Annotated in this window: 17 protein-coding genes; 3 read left to right on the plus strand and 14 right to left on the minus strand. The window is 59.8% G+C overall.

What is annotated here, in order from left to right; all coding sequences use genetic code 11:
- Positions 1-99: 99 nt before the first annotated feature.
- Genes plsX through Q8K09_RS06470 form a run of 3 tightly spaced genes read right to left on the minus strand, consistent with a single transcriptional unit; the run spans position 100 to position 1,837 of the window.
- Positions 100-1,110 carry a phosphate acyltransferase PlsX gene (gene plsX, locus Q8K09_RS06460; protein WP_305254145.1) on the minus strand — a complete coding sequence of 337 codons (1,011 nt, stop codon included), beginning with the start codon at positions 1,108-1,110 and terminating at the stop codon, positions 100-102.
- 3 nt (positions 1,111-1,113) lie between these two features.
- Entirely contained in the window at positions 1,114-1,296 is a 183-nt protein-coding gene (gene rpmF / locus Q8K09_RS06465) for a 50S ribosomal protein L32 (RefSeq protein WP_079201670.1), read from the minus strand.
- A 13-nt stretch (positions 1,297-1,309) separates the two neighbouring features.
- Complete coding sequence (locus Q8K09_RS06470) at positions 1,310-1,837, minus strand: YceD family protein (RefSeq protein WP_305254147.1); 528 nt, start codon at positions 1,835-1,837, stop codon at positions 1,310-1,312.
- A 128-nt stretch (positions 1,838-1,965) separates the two neighbouring features.
- On the opposite strand from Q8K09_RS06470, the gene Q8K09_RS06475 reads away from it, so the two are divergent.
- The gene (locus tag Q8K09_RS06475; RefSeq protein ID WP_305254148.1) at positions 1,966-2,544 is read left to right on the plus strand and encodes a nucleoside triphosphate pyrophosphatase; all 579 of its coding nucleotides are present in this window, start codon (positions 1,966-1,968) and stop codon (positions 2,542-2,544) included.
- Positions 2,545-2,598: 54 nt separating this feature from the next.
- Here the strand turns inward: Q8K09_RS06475 and Q8K09_RS06480 are convergent, their stop codons facing one another.
- The 3 genes from Q8K09_RS06480 to rluC are packed head-to-tail and all read right to left on the minus strand — an operon-like array spanning position 2,599 to position 5,210.
- Positions 2,599-3,579, minus strand: coding sequence for a S49 family peptidase (locus Q8K09_RS06480; protein WP_305254149.1), 981 nt, complete (start codon positions 3,577-3,579; stop codon positions 2,599-2,601).
- A complete protein-coding gene (locus tag Q8K09_RS06485; RefSeq protein WP_305254150.1) occupies positions 3,569-4,264 on the minus strand; it encodes an HAD-IA family hydrolase in 696 nt (231 codons plus the stop codon). Before Q8K09_RS06485 ends, Q8K09_RS06480 begins: the two co-directional genes overlap by 11 nt.
- Positions 4,257-5,210 (minus strand): 23S rRNA pseudouridine(955/2504/2580) synthase RluC, encoded by a 954-nt coding sequence (rluC, locus tag Q8K09_RS06490; protein ID WP_305254151.1) that lies wholly within the window; start codon positions 5,208-5,210, stop codon positions 4,257-4,259. Before rluC ends, Q8K09_RS06485 begins: the two co-directional genes overlap by 8 nt.
- Positions 5,211-5,790: 580 nt before the next feature.
- Between rluC and rne the strand changes: the two genes are divergently transcribed.
- A complete protein-coding gene (gene rne / locus Q8K09_RS06495; RefSeq protein ID WP_305254152.1) occupies positions 5,791-8,877 on the plus strand; it encodes a ribonuclease E in 3,087 nt (1,028 codons plus the stop codon).
- A 129-nt stretch (positions 8,878-9,006) separates the two neighbouring features.
- Here rne and murB read toward each other — a convergent pair whose 3' ends face one another.
- From murB to Q8K09_RS06535, 8 genes are all read right to left on the minus strand, one after another.
- A complete protein-coding gene (gene murB / locus Q8K09_RS06500) occupies positions 9,007-10,026 on the minus strand; it encodes a UDP-N-acetylmuramate dehydrogenase (RefSeq protein ID WP_305254153.1) in 1,020 nt (339 codons plus the stop codon).
- Positions 10,023-10,487 (minus strand): low molecular weight protein-tyrosine-phosphatase, encoded by a 465-nt coding sequence (locus Q8K09_RS06505; protein WP_305254154.1) that lies wholly within the window; start codon positions 10,485-10,487, stop codon positions 10,023-10,025. The genes murB and Q8K09_RS06505 overlap by 4 nt, the downstream gene beginning before the upstream one ends.
- Positions 10,487-11,251 (minus strand): 3-deoxy-manno-octulosonate cytidylyltransferase, encoded by a 765-nt coding sequence (kdsB, locus tag Q8K09_RS06510; RefSeq protein ID WP_305254155.1) that lies wholly within the window; start codon positions 11,249-11,251, stop codon positions 10,487-10,489. Before kdsB ends, Q8K09_RS06505 begins: the two co-directional genes overlap by 1 nt.
- Entirely contained in the window at positions 11,252-11,437 is a 186-nt protein-coding gene (locus Q8K09_RS06515; protein ID WP_079201660.1) for a Trm112 family protein, read from the minus strand.
- A gap of 63 nt (positions 11,438-11,500) precedes the next feature.
- Positions 11,501-12,505, minus strand: a complete 1,005-nt coding sequence (gene lpxK / locus Q8K09_RS06520; protein ID WP_305254156.1) for a tetraacyldisaccharide 4'-kinase — start codon at positions 12,503-12,505, stop codon at positions 11,501-11,503.
- A 13-nt stretch (positions 12,506-12,518) separates the two neighbouring features.
- A complete protein-coding gene (locus tag Q8K09_RS06525; protein WP_305254157.1) occupies positions 12,519-12,947 on the minus strand; it encodes a biopolymer transporter ExbD in 429 nt (142 codons plus the stop codon).
- Positions 12,944-13,576: a MotA/TolQ/ExbB proton channel family protein gene (locus Q8K09_RS06530; protein ID WP_305254158.1), complete on the minus strand. Its 633-nt coding sequence runs from the start codon at positions 13,574-13,576 to the stop codon at positions 12,944-12,946. Before Q8K09_RS06530 ends, Q8K09_RS06525 begins: the two co-directional genes overlap by 4 nt.
- Positions 13,577-13,648: 72 nt before the next feature.
- Positions 13,649-15,874, minus strand: coding sequence for a DNA internalization-related competence protein ComEC/Rec2 (locus Q8K09_RS06535; RefSeq protein ID WP_370869494.1), 2,226 nt, complete (start codon positions 15,872-15,874; stop codon positions 13,649-13,651).
- Between the two features lie 139 nt (positions 15,875-16,013).
- Between Q8K09_RS06535 and Q8K09_RS06540 the strand changes: the two genes are divergently transcribed.
- On the plus strand, positions 16,014-16,547 hold the full coding sequence (locus Q8K09_RS06540; protein ID WP_305254159.1) for a DUF2062 domain-containing protein: 534 nt from the start codon (positions 16,014-16,016) through the stop codon (positions 16,545-16,547).
- Positions 16,548-16,593: the final 46 nt, after the last annotated feature.

The following is a 16,593-nucleotide window of genomic DNA, read 5'->3' on the forward strand; positions in this document are numbered from 1 at the left end:
AAACTGACAGTTGGATGGCGGGCCGCACGACGCGGTCACATTAGCAGACCACGTAATCGTCGGCACCCCGACAAGCCCACTAAACGCATCAACATCAACTCAGAGCAACATATCCTCAAGACGACCGTGCAGGCGCTGCGGCAAATCATCTTCAATTTCCCGAAGCGCGCGACGAATGGCGCTCTTGAAACCGTCCACCCCCGCCGAACCGTGACTCTTGACCACAATACCCTGCAGACCGAGCAAGCTCGCACCATTGTGCTGCGCGGGCGCCAACTCGCTACGCAAGCGGCGCAATACCGGCATCGCCACTAAACCCGCAAGCCGCGAAAGAACATTACGCCTGAACAACAGCTCGACGCGCCGGGCGATCATAGTCGCCAGACCTTCACTGGACTTGAGCAGGATATTGCCGACAAAACCGTCACACACCACTACATCGGCGTCACCACGGTAAAGCCCGTCACCCTCGACAAAACCGATGTAATTCAAACCATGAGCCTGTTGCAACAGGCTCGCAGCAAGCTTGACCTGCTGATTACCCTTGACCACTTCAGTACCGACATTGAGCAGCGCGACCCGCGGCCGCACAACCCCCAACGCCTCAGCCGCCACCGCACCCATCACTGCAAACTGGTAGAGCTGCTCGGCACTGCAGTCGACATTGGCCCCCAAATCGAGCACGTGGCAGCAGCCGGCCTGAGTCGGCACAGCCGCTACCATGGCCGGGCGATCGATCCCCGGCAACGTTTTCAGCACATGACGCGACAACGCCATCAAGGCCCCGGTATTACCCGCACTGACACATGCCTGAACACGCCCATCACGCAGTAACTCTAGCGCCACACGCATCGACGAATCCGACTTGCCACGCAGCGCTTGCGCAGGGCGCTCATCCATGGCGACCACTTCGCCGGCGTGCTCGACACACAGACGTGAACGGTCCACGCCAGGACTGAGGGCGATCAATTCTTCAATGAGAGGGGCTTGGCCGACTAGGACCAGGTGCAACGAGGGGTATTCAGCCAAGCACGCAATGCTGGCCTGAACAATGCTGTGGGGACCGAAGTCCCCACCCATTGCATCTATCGCGATGATCGGAGCAGACAAGGATTACTCGTCAGCGCCCTTATCGATCACTTTGCGACCACGATAAACACCTTCCGGCGATACGTGGTGGCGCAGATGGATTTCACCGGTGCTTTTTTCAACGGACAGCGTGCTAGCATCGAGAGCATCGTGCGAACGGCGCATGTCACGGGCGGAACGGGATTTTTTGTTCTGCTGAACAGCCATAATTAATTAACTCCTAAACGTTTGGGTCACGCTTTAACTGCGCCAATACACTGAACGGGTTGGACCGCGTTACCTCGTCCTTGCTCGGTTCGGGCTCTTCGAGGCCGTCCGGCTGCTGGCAATCTTTAGGGTCATGAACCGGGACAATGGGCAAGGCGAGCAACAACTCCTCCTCGACCAGCGCCAGCAGATCCAATGGATCTTCACCCAACTCCAGCGCGTCATAGCCTTTCGGCACGGACTGGGTATTTGCACCTTCTTTCACCACAGCGTAATCACACGCGCTGTTGATCTGCAGGGCAACCAGTTCCAGACAACGCTGGCAAACCATCTTGACCTCAACCTCGAGCTCACTATGGAAAACCACAGCATTACGCTCATCACGCTCGAAGAAAAACTTCACACGAACCGCGCCTTGGTTATCGGCAAGCGGGTCGCAGAGTCGCGCCAAATCGACTAGCGGTACCACGCCTTCAAGCGTGGCACCACGATCAGCCAATTTTCGCGGATCAACATGAGGTGGAATCGGTGCATTTAACATAGGCGCCGCATTCTATGGATGCACCCCGCCCCTGTCAAAGGATATTCAGCGTGCCCAGCACCATCAGCCTGTCCAGCACCAAGAGTGCAGTCTAGAATTGCCCACCTATTAAAAGGAGACGCATATATATGCCACCACTGGTGCTCGCATCCAGCTCACCCTACCGCCGAGAACTATTGACCCGCTTGCGCCTGCCCTTTGCTTGGTGCGCGCCCGAGATCAACGAAACCGCTCGACCCGACGAAGACGCCCGAGCACTGGTGCGCCGCCTGGCAGAAGAAAAAGCTCGCGCACTGACCTCCAAATACCCGCAACACCTGATCATTGGCTCCGACCAGGTCGCGCTACTTGACGGCCAAATTCTCGGCAAACCCGAAACGCATGAACGCGCTCACGCGCAGCTACTCGCCGCAAGCGGCAACAGCGTCACCTTCTTAACCGGCCTGGCTCTGCTCGACAGCCAAAGCAACCACTGCCAGACCGACTGCATCACTTTCACCGTACATTTTCGCCAGCTGAGCGACGCACAAATCACCCGCTACCTGGAGGCTGAGCAGCCCTACGACTGCGCCGGCAGCTTCAAGGCTGAAGGCCTGGGCGTCAGCCTGTTTCGCAGCACTGAAGGCACTGACGCCACCAGCCTGATCGGCCTACCCCTGATCCGCCTGGTAGACATGCTTCACGCGAGCGGCATCGACATCCCATAATCCACAAACAGAAAAGCCCGGTCGATAACCGGGCTTACCTGCAAACACGTTCAACTAGCGCAGGGCTGGCCCCTGAAAGCCCATCCACAAGGCCACATTCTCGGCGACACTAGCGCCAAGGCGCTTGGCAAAGCGATCGAGCGGCGACTCCTTGACAGTGAAATCGACCAACTCCTTTTCGCCGATCACGTCACGCGCCACATAGCTGGTATTCCCCAGCGCGTCGATCAAGCCAAGCTGCAGCGCCTGCTCACCCGACCACACCAGACCTGAGAACAATTCCGGGTGCTCCGCCGACTTCAGCCGGTCACCGCGCCCCCGCTTGACACTATCAATGAACTGCCTGTGCGTGGTCTCAAGGACACCCTGCCAAAACAGCGCTTCATCTTCCCTGGGCGGCTGAAACGGGTCGAGAAATGCCTTGTGCTCGCCTGCGGTGTACACCCGACGATCAACGCCCAGCTTCTCCATGACCCCGACAAAGCCGAAACCGGCCGCCGTCACACCAATCGACCCGACCAGACTGGCCTTGTCGGCGTAAATCTGATCGGCAGCACTGGCAATGTAATAGGCTCCAGAGGCGCCAAGATCGGTGATAACCGCATACAGCTTGATCGCCGGATATTCGGCGCGCAGGCGCAGGATTTCATCATAGATATAACCAGACTGCACCGGACTGCCACCCGGGCTATTGATCCGCAGGATCACACCCTTGGTATTGGCGTCCTCGAATGCGGCGCGCAGGCTGCCAACTATATTGTCGGCACTGGCCATCTCCTTATCGGCGATCATTCCGCGCACCTCAATCAGCGCGGTATGACTCGCACCGCTCTTGACGCTCTCCGTCAGATTAAACAGTGGCGCAAATAGCGCCAGCGCGGCAAAAAGGTATAAAAAGGTCAGCGACTTGAAGAAAATCCCCCAGCGCCGCGCTCGACGCTGCTCCTGGACACCTGCCAGCAAGGTTTTTTCCAGCAACTTCCAGCTCTTTCCATCGCCATCGCCCACAGCCGGAGCCTTCCATTCATCTGACATTTTCATCCACCTTAATCAGTTGCCCACTTGCACGCCGAACGAGCCAGGCATGCAACTCCATGAAATGTTCTATCGCCAGTGCCGGCTCATACTCGCGCAGCACAGCCAAGGACTGAGCCCCGTAGCCAACAGCCACCGAGTCCACCCCTGCGTGCCGAGCCATCTGCAAATCGAACGACGAGTCGCCCACCATCAAGGCCCGCTTAGCAGAAACGCCACAATGGTCGAGGATCTCAGCCAGCATCAGCGGGTCGGGCTTGCTTGCGGTTTCGTCGGCACAGCGCGTGACATCGAAGTAATCCAGCCAGCCACGCCCTGCCAGCACACGCTGCAAGCCATGGCGGGTTTTGCCTGTGGCCACCGCCAGACGGTAACCCTGCGCCCGAAACATCTCTAACGCATCAGCCACACCCGGGAACAGCGCCGAGGGCTGAGCCTCAAGCGCCAAGTAACGCTCGCTGTAACAATGACGAAAGCGCTCGACAAGAGCCGTCCCAGCTAGCTCGGGATGCAGGATAGCTATCGCTTCCGGCAAACCAAGGCCAATAATCCCCTTGACCTGCGCATCAGAGCAGCGAGCCAGCGCACAGAAATCCGCAGCCCAGTGCATCGACTCGACGATACGACCGATGGAATCAACCAACGTACCATCCCAATCGAAGATCAACAGCTCGTAATCAGGCACTCAAACGCTCCAGCGTGTGCGCCCACGTGGCATCGACTGGCGCCTCCAGCTTGAGCTCGCCACCACCCGGCAGCGGCACAACCAACGCATAGGCGTGCAAGAACAAACGCTTGCCACCTAATTCACGAATCTCGCGACTGAACTCGTCATCCCCGTACTTGCTGTCGCCGGCAATGCAATGCCCTGCGTACTGGGCATGCACGCGAATCTGGTGGGTGCGCCCAGTCACCGGCTTGGCCTCGACCAGGGTGGCGAACTCACCGAAGCGGCGCAATACGCGGAACAGCGTCAGCGCCTCCTTGCCCTCATCGTTGACCTCAACCATACGCTCACCAGAACGCAGATTGCTCTTCTGCAAAGGCGCATTGACCCGCTTCTTGGCGGTTGCCCAATGCCCGCGCACCAGCGCCATGTAGCGCTTATCGACGCCATCACCACGCAGCGCCTCATGCAGATGCCGCAGCATGCTGCGCTTCTTGGCGATCATCAGAAGCCCGGATGTATCTCGATCGAGACGATGAACCAGCTCAATCTCCTTAGCGTCCGGACGCAACTGACGAAACGCCTCTATCACACCGTAGTTAAGACCGCTGCCACCATGCACGGCAATACCAGCCGGCTTGTTAAGCACGATCAAGGCCTTGTCTTCAAAGACGATTGCCGCCTCCAGCCGCGCAAGCAGCCCCTGCGCCAAGGGCGCGGGCTCATCGCGCTCAGCCAGACGCAACGGCGGAACGCGAATGATATCGCCCGCCTGCAGTTTGTACTCCGGCTTGATGCGCCCCTTGTTCACGCGCACCTCGCCTTTGCGCAAGATGCGGTAAATCAACGTTTTGGGCACACCCTTTAACTGAGTGCGAAGAAAGTTATCAATGCGCTGACCGGCAAGTTCAGGCGCAACCTCAAGCAGCTGAACGCCGGAGGTCGTAGAAGTAGGAATTGTCATCGCGCAATCATAACAATTTTTTATGGAATTGAAGCACTTAATCATTACTGCTATAGTCGCGAACGCCGCCAAAAGCGGTCTGGTTTGCGGATGATCGCCAATACTGCCATCCCCAGCCGACGCAATTCATTTGGGACGTAAGGCCGTCCGACGGGTTATACACACACAGAAAGGCCGCAAAGGTCGTGCATAACTCGGAAATAAAGCCTTAAGCCATGATGCGCAGTCGCCCCCACTGGGCGTTTGCGGTAACTGCCAACCCGCTGCGGATTTTATGCGCGCGGCACCCGATTTTCAGTGATACGTGTAGGGTGGAGATGTACAACCGTCGGTCTGCGTAGCAATTAGCTTTATCGAAGACGCTTTATCTCGTCCGCTACCGGCAGTTGATTCCTCCTCCTGACTAATGCTTTCTGTCACAACAGCGAGCAGGAGATGTCTGTCGCGACCCAGCCCAACTGGCTGACTGTCGCTTGACAATGAAACGATTTACGACCGTTTCTGACGCGCCTGACACCGACCCTGAAAGTCGTGTGTGCCGAACGCCGCTTCCGCCAGCACCGGAAACCGACGGTACAACATGAAAAGAATGCTGATTAACGCAACTCAACCCGAAGAGTTGCGCGTTGCTCTGGTCGATGGCCAGCGCTTGTATGACCTCGACATAGAGTCGGGCGCACGCGAACAGAAAAAGTCCAACATCTATAAAGGCCGCATTACTCGCGTAGAACCTAGCCTGGAAGCCGCGTTTGTCGACTTCGGCTCCGAGCGCCACGGCTTCCTCCCCCTCAAAGAAATTTCTCGCGAATACTTCAGCAAGGCTACCGAAGGCCGCGTCAACATCAAAGACGTGCTCAAGGAAGGCCAGGAAGTCATCGTTCAGGTCGAGAAAGAAGAGCGTGGCAACAAGGGCGCAGCCCTGACAACCTTTATCAGCCTGGCCGGTCGTTACCTGGTATTGATGCCGAACAACCCACGTGCCGGTGGCATCTCGCGCCGCATCGAAGGCGAAGAGCGCAACGAACTGCGTGAAGCGCTGAACGGCCTGGTCGCTCCTAGCGATATGGGTTTGATCGTGCGCACTGCAGGCCTGGGCCGCTCTAGCGAAGAAATGCAGTGGGACCTCGATTACCTGCTGCAACTCTGGACCGCCATCAAAGAAGCCTCGCTGGACCGCGCTGCGCCCTTCCTGATCTACCAGGAAAGCAACGTAATCATCCGCGCCATCCGCGATTACCTGCGCCAGGACATCGGCGAAGTTCTGGTGGACAGCATCGAAGCGCAGCAGGAAGCCCTGAGCTTTATCAATCAGGTGATGCCGCAGTACGCCAGCAAGATCAAGTTGTATGAAGACAGCGTGCCGCTGTTCAACCGCTTCCAGATCGAAAGCCAGATCGAAACAGCCTTCCAGCGCGAAGTGAAACTGCCGTCCGGTGGCTCGATCGTTATTGATCCGACCGAAGCATTGGTGTCGATCGACATCAACTCGGCGCGCGCCACTAAAGGCAGCGACATCGAAGAAACCGCCCTGCAAACCAACCTGGAAGCGGCTGAAGAGATCGCCCGCCAGTTGCGCCTGCGTGATATCGGCGGCCTGATCGTGATCGATTTCATCGACATGACCCCAGCGAAGAACCAGCGCGCCGTGGAAGAAAAAGTCCGCGAAAGCCTGGAAGCCGACCGCGCTCGCGTGCAAGTGGGTCGTATCTCGCGCTTTGGCCTGTTGGAAATGTCGCGCCAGCGTCTGCGTCCATCACTGGGCGAAAGCAGCGGTATCGTCTGCCCACGCTGCAACGGTCAAGGCATCATTCGTGACGTCGAGTCGCTGTCGCTGGCGATCCTGCGCCTGATCGAAGAAGAAGCCCTCAAAGACCGCACCGCCGAAGTCCGTGCGCAAGTGCCAATTCCAGTTGCCGCCTTCCTGCTCAACGAGAAGCGCAACTCGATCACCAAGATCGAACTGCGTAGCCGTGCACGCATTGTCATCCTGCCAAACGATCACCTGGAAACGCCGCATTTCGAAGTGCAGCGCATCCGCGATGACAGCCCGGAAGCACAGTCCACCCAGTCCAGCTATGAAATGGCTGCCACTGAAGTGGAAGAAGTTCAACCGGCTGCCGCTACCCGCACCCTGGTGCGTCAGGAAGCCGCGATCAAAGCCGCACCACAACGCACCGCACCGACGCCAGTGGCCGAGGTCAGCGAGCCAGTGGCACCGGTCGCCGCCAGCCAACCGAGCCTGTTCAAGGGCCTGGTAAAATCGCTGGTCAGCCTGTTTGCCGGCAAAGAAGAAGAAGAAGTTAAACCTGCGGTAGTCGAGAAGAAAGCCAGCGAACGCCCACAGCGCGGCGATGAACGCCGTAACGGTCGCCAGCAAAGCCGCAGCCGTGGCGGTCGCCGCGACGAAGAGCGCAAGCCACGTGAAGAGCGCGCTCCGCGCGAAGAACGGGCACCGCGCGAAGAGCGCCAGCCACGTGTAGCACGTGAAGAATCGCAACCACGTGAAGAGCGTCAGCCACGCGAAGTCGTTGAGGTTCGCGAGCCGCAGGAAGTTCGCCAGTCGCGCCCACCGCGCGAAGGTCAGGACAACCGCCGCGATCGCAAACCACGCGAAGAACGACCAGCACGCGAACTGCGCGAGCCGCTTGATGCCACGCAAACAGTGCAAGTAGCACAACCAGCGGAAAGCAGCACCGAGAGCAGCACCGCAGACGTGCGTGCCGAGCGCCCGCAGCGCGAGCCACGCCAACCACGCGCCCCCCGTGAAGAGCGTCAACCGCGCCCTGAAACAGCGGCTATCGTTGATGAAGAAGTGCTCGGCAGCGAAGAACCGCAGCAAGACGATGAAGCAGAAGGCACAGACGGTGAGCGTCCACGCCGTCGCTCGCGCGGTCAACGCCGCCGTAGCAATCGTCGCGAGCGTCAAAGTGACGCCAACGGCAATGTGATCGAAGGCACTGAAGAAAGCGCCGAACCCCAGGCTGATACCACCGCAGCACTGACCGTAGGCGCAACCGTTGCCGCTGTGAGCGCTGAACTGGCCAGCCCAGAACCCGTCGTGACCGAACAACCTGCCGAGGAAGCTCCGGTTCAACCTGCTGCCGAACCAGAGCTGCCAGTTGCCGAGCAACCGGTCGTGGCAAGCACTGAAACGGCTGAAGCTGCAAACGCAGCCCCTGCCGAAGTCAGTGCGCCGCAGGTTGTCGACGCCGCCCCTGAGGTCAGCACCGAAGCAGTCACTCCCGCAGCAAGCGAAGAGCCCGCCGAAGCAACGGTCGAAGCAACGGTCGAAACAGCCGCCGAGATCGTTATCAGCGAGCCTGAGCCGGCTGCACCTGCAATCACCGTGACCGAGACCGTGAGCGAAGAGAACGTAAGCATCGTAGCAAGCGCCACAGGTCGCGCGCCGAACGATCCGCGCGAAGTGCGTCGCCGCCAACGTGAAGCCGAGCGCCTGGCGCGCGAAGCTGCCGAGGCTACACCCGCTGCCCCGCAAGCCGAAGCAGTAGAAGCAGTAGAAGCACCTGCTGAAACCGAGCCTACGGCGCAAACTGCAGCCAGCGCTGAAGCAACCAGCGAGCCGGAGCGCACGCCGACCGACGCAGTAGATGCAGACACTGAAACTGAAAAGAACCAGGATGAGCACGCGGACAAGCCGCACGCCTGAGACTATTCAGCGCAATAAAAAAGGGGATGCTTCGGCATCCCCTTTTTTATGCTTCTGCCCATGCTGTGCGGCCAGCCCCAACGGCGTCATCCGCGACGAACATAACCATCCCGTGGCAACGAAAAAGGCTTAAAGAACGTTAGGCTCGATTTCCAGATCAACCGCAAACCGCTGGAAGATATCCGCTTGGATGCGCTGCGCGAGCGCCAGCAGTTGTTGCCCGGTGGCCTGACCATAATTGACCAACACCAGCGCTTGCAGCCGATGCACCCCGGCATCACCCTCACGAAAGCCCTTCCAGCCAGCGCGCTCGATCAACCAGCCAGCGGCCAGCTTGACCCGACCATCGGCCTGCGGATAAGCCACCAGATCGGCATGCTCGGCAGTCAGGCGCTGGGCCAGCTCAGCTGAAACCATGGGGTTCTTGAAAAAGCTGCCAGCATTGCCCAGCACCGCCGGATCCGGCAGTTTCTCGCTGCGGATTGCGCAGATCGCCTGACTGATATCGACAGCCGTCGGCTCAGCTACACCCTGCTCCGCCAGACGCTGACGCAGCGGACCATAGTCAAGATGCAACATGGCCGTGCGGTGCAGGGCAAAGCGTACGCGCAGGATCACCCAGCGCCCCGCTTCACGCTTGAACAGACTGTCGCGATAGGCAAAGCCACAGTCGGCCAGGGAAAATTCGTGCAGCTCGCCGCTATGACGATCCAGGGCAATCAAGCCGGCGAACAGATCTTTCAACTCAACACCGTAGGCGCCGATATTCTGCACCGGCGCAGCACCGACCGTGCCCGGGATCAGGCTGAGGTTTTCCAACCCCACCAAGCCATGCTGCAACGTCCACTGCACGAAGGGGTGCCACGGCTCGCCGGCCTCGGCCTCAACCAGCACCTGGTCGCCGTCATCCTGCAGCACACGAATGCCGCGACTGGCCATGCGCAGCACCAACGCCTCGACATCGGCGGTCAGCAGCATATTGCTGCCACCACCGAGCAACAGCACAGGCAACTGCTGCTGCTGTGCATAAACCAACGCCTCACGCACTTGATCGTCGTCGTGCACCTCGGCAAATGCAAGCGCCGCAACATCCACCGCGAAGCTGTTATAGGCCTTGAGCGAAACCCGCGGCCGAACACTAAGACTCATAGTCGCCCCCGCACTTCGCGTAGCAAACCATCGCAGGCCTGCTCGATCAGATCCAGCACCTGTTCGAAACCTTCCTCGCCGCCATAATAAGGATCCGGCACTTCATCGAGCGCCAGGGCATAACGGCGCAGGAAAAGATCCAGCTCAGCCCCAGCGTTGCCAGGACGCATGCGCCGCAGGTGCTGCAGATTGCTGTTATCCATAGCCAGAATCAGGTCGAAACGACTGAAGTCACTGGCGCAAACCTGACGCCCGCGCAGGACGGAAAGATCATAGCCACGCAACAGGGCTGCTTGCCGAGTGCGGCTGTCTGGCGGCTTGCCCACATGCCAATCACCAGTACCGGCGGAATCGACCTCGACGCCCTCCTGCAATCCCAGTTCGAGCAACTTGTGCCGCAGCACCGCTTCGGCGGTGGGCGAGCGGCAAATATTACCCAGACACACAAACAAGACCCGCATCAAGCCCCCAGCAGTCGGCGCACGCGCTCTAGATCTTCCTGAGTATCGACCCCGGCCGGCGGCGCCTGCAGGGCATCGGCAACATGAATGCGCACGCCGTGCCAGAGTGCACGCAGCTGCTCCAGGCACTCGGTATCTTCGAGCCAGCAAGGCCCCCAGGCCACGAAGTCATGGAGGAACTGCGCGCGGTAAGCATAAATGCCGATATGTCGGCGGTAGGGTACGTTGGCCGGCAACTGCTCACGGCTGACAGCCAAGGCATCACGTGCCCAGGGCAGCGGCGCACGACTGAAGGTCAGCGCCAGGCCATTGCGGTCGCTAACCACCTTGACCACGTTGGGATTGAACAGTGCAGCCAGATCGTCGATCGGCTCAGCAAGGGTAGCGATAGCTGCCTGCGGATTGGCCGCCAGGTTGGCCGCCACCTGGTCGATAATTGCTGGCGGAATCAGCGGCTCGTCACCCTGCACATTGACCACGATGGCATCTGGGGCCAAACCCAGCGCGGCGGCCACTTCGGCCAGACGATCAGTGCCCGAGTTATGGTCAACACGGGTCAACAGCACTTCGGCACCAAAAGCGTGGCAGGCCTCGACGATACGGGCGTCGTCGGTCGCTACTACAACTTGCCGCGCGCTGCTTTTACATGCCTGCTCCCAGACATGCTGGATCATCGGTTTGCCGGCGATGTCCTGCAACGGCTTACCGGGCAAGCGGCTTGAGGCGTAACGCGCCGGAATCACTACGGTAAAGGCGCTATTCATTTACTTATCCAGGCGCTCGTCAACGTTGAGGGTACGGGCTTCGCTTTCCAGCATCACCGGGATGCCGTCGCGCACCGGAAAAGCCAGGCCATCGGCCTTGCAGATCAGCTCGGATTTATCGGCAGCGAGCTTGAGCGGGCCCTTGCACAGCGGGCAAGCCAAGATATCGAGTAATTTCGGGTCCATGGGAGATCCTTACTGTGGTGCGGCTGCACTGAATGGGACAGTGACCGCAAAATGGCGATGGGCTTAGCGAGCGCGAGTCAGCAGAACGGTCAGTTGCGCATCGAACCAGGTAATGAAGGCGGCCGATGGCTCGGCATCCACCACCAAGTACCACCAGTCATCGGCGGCAAAGGCCCGGCATTTGACCGCATCCTTTTCCGTCATGACCACAGGCAACGCCGGGCTGAAATCCAGCAGTTCTGCGCTGAACTGCGCGTGGTCGGCAAAAGCATGGGCAATCGGTTGCCAGTGTAGCGTTTCAAGCGTGGTGAAGAAACGCTGCGGGTTGCCGATACCGGCGACTGCGTGCAAGCGCTGCTGTGGCGGAAAATGAGTCAATGGACGCTGCTCACCACTGCGCAGGTTGACCAAGGCCCGCGGACGCAAGCCAAACGCGTAACCATCCTGCGGATCGCTGCTGGCACCGTTGTAGAGCAGCGCATCAACACTCACCAGGCGCTCGACCGGTTCTCGCAGCGGTCCGGCAGGCAGGCAACGACCATTGCCCAGACCGCGCGCCGCATCAATCAGCACCAGCTCCAGATCACGGGCCAAGCGGTAATGCTGCAAGCCATCGTCACTAAGAATCAGATCCAGCGGCTCTGCAGCCAGCAAGGCAGCTACCGCACGCCCGCGATCCGGATCGATCATCAAGGGTACAGCGCTGCGCTGGACGATCAGTAGCGGCTCGTCGCCGGCAACGTTGGGACTATGATCGGCTCGCACACGCCAGGGTACTTGTGGCGGCTTAGCGCCGTAGCCGCGACTGACTACGCCGACCCTGAGCCCACGCTGACGGCAATGCTCGATCAGCCAGAGAATCAACGGGGTCTTGCCAGTGCCGCCAACGGTGATGTTACCCACCACCACCACGGGCACGGGCGCGCGATAAATAACACCTTCGCCTGCAAGAAAACGTGCCCGCTTGCGCTGCACGACCATACGGTAGAGCCGCTCGAGCGGCCGTAACAGCGTTAGCGCCGGATGCCCCGCGTACCAGGCGGCCAACAGGCGCTCAGACAAGCTCATTGGAGTGCAACCATCAAGGCGCGACCTGTGCCTCGACCGTGGTGATGCGCAAGTGGGAGAACCCCAGCTTTCCAGCAGCATCCATGGCCGTGATCACTGCCTGATGCGGGGTCTTGCCATCAGCACTGATGGTAAGCGGCAGACTGTTATCGCCCTCCGATTCCTTTTGCAACGCAGCCATCAAACCATTCAGATCACTTTTCAGCAGCTGCTTACCATTCAGTGAGTAGCTACCGTCAACAGCGATCAATACCTCTAACAATTTGAGCTCGGTCTGCTCCGGCGGCGTGCCACTGACAGCCTCGGGCAGATCGACCTTGAGCTGAGTCTCACGGGTGAAGGTAGTGGTGACCACGAAAAACAGTAGCAGGATGAATACTACGTCGATCAACGAAGCCAGGTTGATCTCGACATTCTCCCGCGGTTTGCGCCGGAATTTCACGCCTTGCCCTCAGCAAAATCGACGTCACGATCACCCTGCACCACTTCCACCAGCTTGATCGCCTCCTGCTCCATACCGACCACCAGCTCATCGACCCGGCGCTGCAGGTAGCGATGAAAGAACAAAGCAGGAATGGCCACCATCAAACCGGCAGCAGTGGTAATCAATGCCTTGGAAATACCTGCAGCGAGCAGGGCCGCATTAGCCATGCCCGAGCCCATAAAGGAACTGAATATCTCGATCATGCCCAGCACGGTGCCTAGCAAACCGAGCAGCGGTGCGATACCGGCAATGGTGCCCAGGGCATTAAGGTAGCGTTCCAAGTCGTGAACAACCCGTGCGGCCGCTTCCTGGATACACTCTTTCATGATCTCGCGACCATGCTTGGAGTTGGCCAGCCCGGCCGCCAGAATTTGCCCCAGGGGCGAGTTGGCACGCAGCTCCTTGAGCTTCTGGTTGTTGAGCTTTTTATCCTTGATCCAGCGCCACACTTGACCGAGCAGGTGTGGCGGCGTGATGCGACTAGGCCGCAGCGTCCAGAGACGCTCGGCAATAATGCCGACTGCTACGATAGAGCAGAGCATGATCGGCAGCATTATCCAGCCGCCAGCTTTAACCAGTTCCCACACGGTGGTAAATCCCCTTTGGAAAAGTGGCGCCACTCTAGCATAGGGGCGGCATGGCGCCGACCGCTGCGGTTCTCATTTTTCTCGCCAAAAGCGTGCTCGCTCGCGCAACCCTTTACCTTGGGCAAAGGCACCCAAGCGAATATGCACGGCGCCATGCTCGACCGTGTCATACAGCCGCGCGGAAAGCGCCTCGTAACGTGCAACCACTGCGGCATCCGGGTGACCGAATGCGTTGTGCTGACCGCGGGAAATAAGGGCCGCGCGCGGGGCAACGGCATCCAGCAAGGCCTGCGAGGATGAGCTGCGACTGCCATGGTGCGGCGCAAGCAGCCAGTGCGCGCGAACGTCCAGACCACTGTCGAGCAGTGCGCGCTCAGCGGTGCTGTCAATATCACCCGTCAACAGCAGACGTTCGCCAGCCGCCTCGACCAGCAGGACACACGAGGCTTGATTGCCATCCGTTGCCCCCGCCCAGCGCCAGGCAGTGAAACGCACGCCGTCCCACTGCCAGCTGCGCCCTGACTCACAATCCTCGGCGCGGAGCATCACTGGCAGTTCTGTCGCCTCGCCACTGACCACCTGCTTGACCGGCATGCCGCGCTGGATCGCCAGTGCACCGCCAGCGTGATCATTATCGGCATGGCTGATCAGCAGCATATCCAGCTGAGCCACCCCCAACCCACGCAGCGACGGCAACACCACACGCTCGCCCATGTCGAAATCGCCGAAGCGTGGCCCTGCGTCATACAACAGCGCGTGCTCACGAGTTCGCAGTAAAACCGCCAGACCCTGCCCCACATCCAGCATCCACACCTCAGCCTGGCCATGGGCCGGTCGCTGCGTCTCGGTGTAAAACAGTGGCAACAGAAAAACCAAACCCAGGCCGCGCAACGGCACACCGGCCGGCAGCAGCAACAGCAATGTGCCTAGCGCCACCATCAGCCACGCCCATAACGGTAATGTCTCGGGCAACCAAGCCGGCAGCCAGGTGGCAATCTGCACCAGCAGCAAAAAAAGCAGCTTGAGCAAACCACCCGCTAGCCATAACAGCGCCTCCCCCAACCATGGCAGAGGCAAGAGCAAGGTGCCCAGTAACGCTAACGGCACCACGGCCAGACCGACCCAGGGCACGGCAAACAGATTGGCCAACGGACCGCTGGCACTGACTGGCAACCCCAGGGCCAGCAACAGTGGCAGCAGCCCGACAGCCATCGCCCACTGCGCCCGCCCCAGCGTCTGCCACCATGGCCAGGCGCCCAGCCGGCCACTGAAAATCAGGATCAGCAACAGCACGGCGCCAAAAGACAGCCAGAAGCCTGGCTGCAGGCTGGCCAGGGGCTCCAGCAGCAAGACCACCACCAGCGCGATCAACAGCGGCAAGAAAACCCCTAAATGGCGAAAACGCCAACGCCACAACAGCACCAGGCCGACCATCACGCAAGCACGCCGCACCGGCACCTCGAAACCTGCCAGCAGGCCGTAGCCGAGCGCTCCGGCAAACGCAAGACCGCAGGCCCAGGGCAACCACGGCAATTGCCGCGGCCACCAGCCCCAGCGGGCCAGCCCTGCAACCAGGCTGTACAACAAACCTGCCAGCAGCCCGACATGCTGACCGGAAATCACCAGCAAGTGAACCGTGCCGGTGTCTTGCAGCACCCGCCAATCAGCCGTCGAAAGACCGGAGCCATCACCCAACACCAGGGCTGCCAATGCGCCCTCGCGACCATGCGCATCGACGGCGAGCAAGCGCTGGCGCAACACATCGCGCCAACTGCCTGGCCCACTGGCGGGGCTGAGCAACTGGCCACTCTTGACCGTACCGGTAGCGCCAATGCGCTGCGCCAGCAACCAGGCTTCATAGTCGAATGACTGAGGATTGACCAGGCCATGTGGTCGCTTTAAACGCACGGCCAGACGCCAGGTTTCCCCAGCCCGCAACTCGGGGCCGCCATACCAGGCCAGGCGTATTAGCTGCGGCAACTCGGCACGCCGCGACCGGGCCTGGTGCACTTGAAACCTGACGACGCCATCGCGCACGTCAGGCAGCCCGACCACCTGCCCTTGCAACCATAAGGTACGACCATCGAGCTCCGCTGCCAGCCTGTCGTCCAGGGCAGCCTGCGCCGAAATGCCTGCCCAGCTGAGGCCAAATAAAAAAAACGCCACGGGATAGCTGCGAAATGGCAGCAACATCACCCCCAAGACGGGCAGTAGCCATAACAACCAGGCGGGGGGCAAAACCGGCAAGAACCGCAGCAGGAGCAAGCCCGCCACCAGCGCCAACATCCCTGTGCGCATAACCACTCACTCCTTGAGATCCGATTCCATGGACCTGACTCGACCAGCAACCTTCACTTATTTGCTGTGACAAAGTGTGAACGCTGCCCATTCCAAATCCGTGCATAATGTGCGCGTTTAAGTCTGCCAGAGAGCCACGATGCCGCGTCGTTTATTCAAGCGCTACATGCCTCACCCAGACCGCATCAAGGCCAACAAATCTCTGCGCTTTCTTGGCGCACTGATTCATGACCCCAACCTCTGGCACCTCAACCGCCACTCGGTGTCACGTGCAGTAGCCATCGGCCTGTTCTGGGCAATGATCCCCATGCCAATGCAAATGGTTGCCGCTGCATTGGTCGCCATCCCCGCACGCGCTAACCTGCCGATATCCGTAGGACTAGTCTGGCTAACCAATCCGATCACCATGCCTCCGGTGTTCTATTGCAGCTACAAGCTCGGCGCCTGGATGACCGACACACCAGCCATGCGCATGCCCGATGAGATCACCCTGAGCTGGGTCGGCCACATGTTGCAGACCCACTGGCAACCCCTGCTGCTTGGCTCCGTGGTTCTCGGCTTACTCTTGGCAGGACTGGGTTATCTGGTTACCAACACCTACTGGCACTGGTGGGTCAGGCGCAGCTGGCGCAAGCGCCAGGAACAACGCCGCATCAACAAGAGCAATGATTGAAAGCAAAAAGCCGTTACTCACGTAACGGCTTTTTGCTTTCAGAGAG

It is taken from the genome of Pseudomonas sp., assembly GCF_030683065.1.
Classification (GTDB): Bacteria; Pseudomonadota; Gammaproteobacteria; order Pseudomonadales; family Pseudomonadaceae; genus Aquipseudomonas.